The 6,750-nt window shown below is 35.1% G+C and carries 7 protein-coding genes; 2 read left to right on the top strand and 5 right to left on the bottom strand.

What is annotated here, in order from left to right; translation table 11 throughout:
* The first annotated feature begins 421 nt into the window (after positions 1–421).
* Complete coding sequence (gene lepB / locus ACODST_RS25530; RefSeq protein WP_488934926.1) at positions 422–2,017, top strand: signal peptidase I; 1,596 nt, start codon at positions 422–424, stop codon at positions 2,015–2,017.
* A 115-nt stretch (positions 2,018–2,132) separates the two neighbouring features.
* Positions 2,133–3,149: a serine hydrolase domain-containing protein gene (locus ACODST_RS25525; protein ID WP_488934925.1), complete on the top strand. Its 1,017-nt coding sequence runs from the start codon at positions 2,133–2,135 to the stop codon at positions 3,147–3,149.
* Positions 3,150–3,260: 111 nt separating this feature from the next.
* Here ACODST_RS25525 and ACODST_RS25520 read toward each other — a convergent pair whose 3' ends face one another.
* Genes ACODST_RS25520 through ACODST_RS25500 form a run of 5 tightly spaced genes read right to left on the bottom strand, consistent with a single transcriptional unit; the run spans position 3,261 to position 6,743 of the window.
* On the bottom strand, positions 3,261–3,725 hold the full coding sequence (locus ACODST_RS25520; protein ID WP_488934924.1) for a hypothetical protein: 465 nt from the start codon (positions 3,723–3,725) through the stop codon (positions 3,261–3,263).
* Between the two features lie 50 nt (positions 3,726–3,775).
* Positions 3,776–4,438 carry a hypothetical protein gene (locus tag ACODST_RS25515; RefSeq protein ID WP_488934923.1) on the bottom strand — a complete coding sequence of 221 codons (663 nt, stop codon included), beginning with the start codon at positions 4,436–4,438 and terminating at the stop codon, positions 3,776–3,778.
* 20 nt (positions 4,439–4,458) lie between these two features.
* Positions 4,459–4,989, bottom strand: coding sequence for a hypothetical protein (locus ACODST_RS25510; RefSeq protein ID WP_488934922.1), 531 nt, complete (start codon positions 4,987–4,989; stop codon positions 4,459–4,461).
* An 11-nt stretch (positions 4,990–5,000) separates the two neighbouring features.
* Positions 5,001–5,681, bottom strand: a complete 681-nt coding sequence (locus ACODST_RS25505; RefSeq protein ID WP_488934921.1) for a hypothetical protein — start codon at positions 5,679–5,681, stop codon at positions 5,001–5,003.
* Between the two features lie 57 nt (positions 5,682–5,738).
* The gene (locus ACODST_RS25500) at positions 5,739–6,743 is read right to left on the bottom strand and encodes a DUF1963 domain-containing protein (protein WP_488934920.1); all 1,005 of its coding nucleotides are present in this window, start codon (positions 6,741–6,743) and stop codon (positions 5,739–5,741) included.
* Between the last annotated feature and the right edge of the window lie 7 nt (positions 6,744–6,750).

Genomic DNA, 6,750 nt, shown 5'->3' with positions numbered 1-6,750 from the left:
CAAATTTACATTTTATAGATATTTGTAAATTGACTTGGCAAACATAGGAGAAGCAGAATATTTATAGCAAAGGAAAAATGCCTGCAATATAAAGCTCCGGAGGAGCGGCATATATTATTAAACTGCAAAAAAGATGTCGCTCCTCCGGAGCTTTTTTTATTTTCCTGTTGAAATTCTACAACTATTTTACCCCTCCGGGGGTTTTCAGAATATTTTTTTAAGAAATATCGAAATCTGCTCAAAAAGGATTTGCTTTTGAGACAGCCTGCTTTTTTTAAATCTATTTGTAACAAATATTTAGAAAAACTACTTATAACACATCAGCCTGTATATTGTAAAAAAGGATTCATTATTTTTTCAAAGTACTTACGGCCCCTTACAACGATCTGAATGTTTAATAAACCTGCTAACACTTTATACTATGAATTTATCTGAATGGCTCATTTTTATTTTAATTATGCAGATTATCCATGGACTGTCTACGTGGAAATTATATGCAAAAGCAAACCGAAAACCGTTAGCTGCCTTTATCCCGATTTATAATCTGGTAATTTTAATGAAAATTATAAACCGGCCGTTCTGGTGGTGTTTCCTGCTTTTTATTCCAATCATTAACCTGATCATGATTCCTGTAGTCTGGGTAGAAACCATTAGAAGTTTCGGAAAAAATTCCACCTTCGATACCGTACTGGTTTTACTGACTTTAGGATTTTATATTACTTTTTTAAACTATACTTCGCAAAACGTAACTTATATAGCGAACAGAGAGAAAAAAGCCGAAAACACGGTAAGTTCTCTTTTGTTTGCTGTAATAGTAGCGACTCTGGTTCATACTTATATCATACAGCCGTTTACGATTCCCTCATCATCACTGGAAAAAACATTATTAATAGGCGACTTTTTGTTTGTCAGCAAAGTCAATTTTGGTCCAAGAACGCCTATGACGACCGTTGCACTGCCTATGGTACATGATTCTATTCCTTTGGTAGGAGTGAAATCCTATCTTTTTAACGATAATGTTGAAAAGAAGAAAACATCGCTGCTTAATAAATTACAACTGCCCTATTTTAGGTTTCCTGCTATCGAAAAAATCGAACGCAATGAGATTGTCGTATTTAACCAGCCGGCAGATACACTGCGTAATATGGACGATTTTAAACCGGACCGAAATTATTACAAACCTATTGACAAAAAAACAAACCTCGTAAAACGATGCGTTGGCGTACCGGGAGATTCTTTAGAAATCAGACAGGGCGATATTTACATTAACGGGAAACTGAGTATACTGCCCGAAAGCGCAAAACCTCAGTTTAACTTTTTGGTCGATACCAAAGGAGAAACCATTAGTCAGGACGCTCTTGTAAAAATGTATGGCGCCAGAGAAGGTATGAAATACGAAAATGGTGTTTTTGCCCTTACAGATAAAGGGGAATATTTTTTGACCTTAACCGACAAGGAAGCGGCCTTGATTGCCCGTAACCCAATGGTAAAAGGAGTAAAAAAATACTTAGCGCCAAAAGGCCAGAGCGAAGATGTTTTTCCGCATGTTGCTTCTCTGAACTGGAATATGGACAATTATGGTCCGCTTTATATTCCAAAAAAGGGAGCCACTGTTAAGCTGGACCTAAAAACACTTCCTTTTTATAAACGAATCATCGAGGAATACGAACAAAACAATTTAGAAGTTCAGGACGGTAAAATTATACTAAACGGAAAAGCGGCCGATTCCTATACTTTTAAACAGGATTATTACTGGATGATGGGCGATAATCGTGAAAACTCTCTTGATGCCCGATTCTGGGGATTTGTTCCTTTTGATCACGTAATTGGCAAACCGGTTTTTATCTGGTTCAGCTGGGACAAAAACGGAAGCGGAATTAACAAAGTACGATGGAACAGGGTTTTCTCTTTTGTAAATGGCGAAGGCGAACCTAAATCCTATCTGATACACGTTTTGGTCGCAGTCGCTTTGTACAGTATTGTAAAAAGAATCATCAGAAAAACGAAAAAAGCATAAATCAATTTGAAAACACCGCCAATGCCTGAAATCAGGTTATTTTAGATACAGAAAAACAGGAACGGCGGTTACTGACTAAAGCTTTGTATTGTTTATATTTATCAAAATTTCCAAAATGAATACCACTCTTCAGAAAATTAAATTTCTCTTTTTTACTATTGCTTTGACAACAGGCAGTGCTTTTTACGGACAGGGTAATGAAACCGAAAAAAAACTGGATCTTGTTTTTCAAAAAGCATTGGAATCTAAAACCTTTAACGGGAATGTTCTGGTGGCCCAAAAAGGAAAAATAATCTATGAAAAGGCTTTTGGAAAAGCAGATGCCAGCAGTAATGTACCCTTAAATACAAAATACCGTTTTCATATAGGTTCGATTGCCAAAGAATTTAATGCAGTGGGCATTATGATGTTAAAAGAACAGGGGAAATTAAAACTCGATGATCCGGTTTCTAAATTCCTTCCGGAACTGCCATCGTGGGCCAATACTATAAAAATTATCAACCTGTTGCAATATACAAGCGGACTTCCTCAGATCAAATGGAGCGAAGTCAGTCAGGATACTGATAATATGGCTTTTCTGCTAAAAACGGCAGAGCTTGACTTTGAACCGGGAACCAAGTATGATTACAACAATAATAATGTGTTTTTGCAGCGGCGTATTATTGAAAAAATCACAAAAATGAGTTTCAATTCGTTTGTGATACAAAAAATTCTAAAACCTCTCGGGATCAAAAATGCCGTAGTCGATCCGGACGAGAAAGAGCCTCTTTTTGCCCGATCGTTTAATAATTCGGGAAAAGCAGACATGCTGAAATACAACATTTCGGGCTGGACGGCTTTAAACTTAAAAGATTTTTACAAATGGTCTGAAACCATTAATTCCTATAAAATTATTAATGAACAGTCGACACGTGAACTTTTCGAGCCATTTTCTAAAGATAATCAGACGGGTCTTGGCGGCGGGACTATCGAAAACGGAAAAGTAACCAGTCATGTTCACGATGGCGCGGCTTTTAATTATCAGGCTTTATTAATTAGCAGCGTCAACTCGACGATTATTTTAATGACCAATAACAAACAAAATAATCTGGAGGAAATCAGTAATTCGATTCAGGCTGTACTTGATAAATAATTGTTTCTTTCTTTAGAAAATCCAATCATAAAACATTTATTTTACGGATTGAGTATAGTACATTTACAGCAGTCACCATCTAGTTACTCTTCACTCTATACTCTATTCTCTTTACTCTTTACTACTTCTCCATGCAAAATAACAGAGCAGCAGGCAGTTTAACTGAAATACTAAAAATCCGTACCGCAGCTGTCCAAACGGAAGAATCGTAACCAGTCCTATAATCGAAATTAACGACAGCAGCGTATTTAAAAACACAAAAATCGTAATCTTAAAATCCCGAAGCGCAAGAACCCAGATAATAAAGTTGAAAATCATCATTACGGTAAAGATCAGCAGAATGGGAACTTCGGGGTTGAATGCCAGTTCGTAACCGGTTAAAGTCACATTTTCTTTAGATTTCCGGAAAGCTGCATTTTTTTCAGATGGAGTCTGAGGATCTGAATGATTTCTAAAAAACGCAGGTTTTGATTTCAGATTTTCATCGGAACACATCTGAAAAAAAGGAAGAAAGAAAATCAGGATTCCAAACGTCGATAAGATTCTTTTTATGTTTTTGATCTGCATATTCTTCATTTTATTCCGGTTAAGCTGTCATTATTAAACGTTATTATTTTCAAGGCAAATTATTCCTCAAAATAATAGGTTGTATCTTCTACAATTTTTCCTGTTTTACCATCAGCCACAATCGTTCTTTCGCCTCCCTCGTTCGTTATTTGTATTAAATAACAGCGGCTGTTTATCAAATAGAATCGTTTACAGTCGTATCTTTCTATAACCAGTGATTTATAATCTGTATCGTAGACCAGATCAATCGTGAGTTCTTTTTTGAGTTTTACAATTAAATCGTTTACCGTAAAATCAAAACCTTCGTCATAATTCAGGCTGTCTTTCAAAATTCCGTTTTCATCATAATTTTTCCAGGTTCCAATCGGCATTCCGTAAAAATAATGAAATTCACCTGTCAATGAATTTGTCGTTTTACTGTAAATAAAAATATCTTTAAAACTACGATTTTGTGTAAAGAACTCCTGTTTGTACTGATTTTCATCTTCGGATAACCGGACAATGGTATCCTTCTTCAGATATTCATAAATGCTGTCTTTTTTATGCTCCTTAAACTTTTTAAGATCAAACTTTTCCAGGGATTTCACTTTTACTTTTTCGCTGTAAATCTTTTCTTTATGGGTACAGCTTAAGATACTAAATAATAGTGTTACGATAATTATCTTTTTCACTAAACTTCCGGATTTCAGTTCATCTTTGGTATATAATAAAATCAGTTCCATTTAATTCTATTTAAAATTTATCAATCACATTTCCTGTAATGCGGCAGATCAAAATTGAACATAGCAATATTATTACTACCAAATTTTAAACTAAAAAGATCTTCATATCCGTCAAACCGCGCTTCAAACAAAAAATAAGGTTCTTTTCTGATCCATTCTGCCCCTTTAAAAATAACATTACAGGATTCGGTAAATTGAATCTCTTCTTTTCGTCCGGTGATTAAATTTTGGATCAGGAATGTATCCTTAACACCTTCAGCGGGCTCAACTGTTTTAATTTTAAATCTTTTTGAAGAATAAATCTTCTGCAGGTATTTCCTTTTTTTAATCATTATATACGAACTGTCTTTTTGATAAGGAACTGAATCCGGTATAAACTCTTCGGGCATAGACCAGTACCATGCTTTCTTTTTCTTTTTTATAATATCGTGTACATTTCTTGAACAATGCAGTACTCCCCCAATATTTACTGTTTCAATCTGACTATACCCCAAAAACGGTACAATTAAAAAAAACAGTATGATATTAATTCTTCCGGATGTTGATTTCATTCTTAAACTATCTATTGGCATTTTTCTAATCCGAGTGCTTTCATTTTCCCCACTTCTTCTACGGTATCATAAGCGTTTTGCAGATAATCTTTATACCTCCACTCACCCTCTTTCATTTCCAGAAAATCCGGGATATTTTCAAAAACGGGTTCACTATCTGTTGTATAATCAAAGGAACCTTCATGTATGCCAAACTGTTTTAAAAGTACCCATTTATTATTGCATAAAGAATAAATTTTACAGCTGTTTACCCTGCTGTAATCTAAATAATCTATGACCAGTGCAATTTCATCTCTGCCATCGGCATTATTATCACCAATATTTAATAAGCAGTATAACCCCTGTGCAGTTCCCAGATGCAGTTTTGGCTGGCTGTCCGGGTTAAATGCGAGATACAAATCGGCATCCTGTTTAAAGAACCAGTCTACCACTGTGTCCCATTCGTTTTCAAACGGATCGGGTGATTCCTTAATTTCTGTTTGGGTCAGGTTCGAATAATTGTACTGAAAAAGAGTATCTTTTTTACCCTTTCCTTCAAAATCCCCAACTACAAAAAGTTTTTTCAGCTTGTGAAAAGGCATACTTTTATCTGAAGTTTTAACGACAGCAGGCGGGCTGGCCTTTTTTTCAGCATTCTTATTACAGCTTAGAAATACTAAACTTAAAATTAAGAGGAAAAATATCGGTTTCATAGAAGATAAAAGTCTTTTGATTCTGTTAGCCACTGTTTTCTGGTCAGTTCGTCTTTTTTAATTATAAATATGACAGAAAAAATTAGTAAAGTTTTGATTTTTTAAGTCTTCTAAATTGACAAAAAACTCCATCTTACCATCTCCAAACTGCATTTCGGCTTCAGGGTATGAAGATAATGACAGCAGCATCTGCCATTTTTTACTTTGTGCTTTATGAAAATCCAGCTCCTCAATAAAGGCATTGAGATGCTGTTTGGTAAACTCCGTATCTGTTAGTTCTTTTTCCCAATACGGATAGATCGTAATCGTTTTATCATATTTTAAAAGTTTTTCTTTTTGTTCTGCTATCATGCTGTCGACCTTTTCATTTAACCAGGTCTTCAAATCGGTGTTTTGCTTTCTTAATCCCTCAATTTGATGATCAAGTGTGAGCCAATAAAGGCAACCAAATCTTTTTTTTGCCAGATAGGCGCTCCATTGCGCATCGCCTCCGCCCCAGCTTGTTGTAAAACCCCAAATCTGGTCACGGGTGTAAAAATGTTCTAAATCAAAATTTACATCATCTGGATTATCAAAGATAATTTCGTCCAGAAGATGCTGGTTCATGGTAAAATCCTTATTTAACTGCAATTTGAGTTCGGCGGTTTCGTTTCTGTCTAAAAAAGACTCACAACGGCTTTTCTTATTTTGGGGAGGATATTTTATTACCAGCTCTGAAACAGGGACATTCAGAACAAAAACTCTGGTATTGACATTACTTACGTTAAAATCATCATCAATAAAAAAATACAGCATTCCTTTTTTGGGAAAATCCGGAATATCATTTTCTGTTAAATCAGAAAGATTTATCTGTCCTACAAACTCATAAAAAAAAGTTTCTTCCTGCGGATAGTCAAAATTTTCAGGTAAATGAGGATAACCTCCTATTTTTGAATCTCCAATCTTAATTTCGGTTTGCCGTGTTTCAATTAAAAATCGATCCGTTAAGCTGTCTATAATAGCTGATCTGGTATTTTCTGTTAATGCAGCGTTATTTATTTTAGTAATGATATCCTGTTTCATAATTATA

It is taken from the genome of Flavobacterium sp. FG19 (assembly GCF_057809475.1).
Note: the sequence above shows the minus strand (reverse complement) of the source record. Positions and strands in the feature narration are given on the sequence as shown.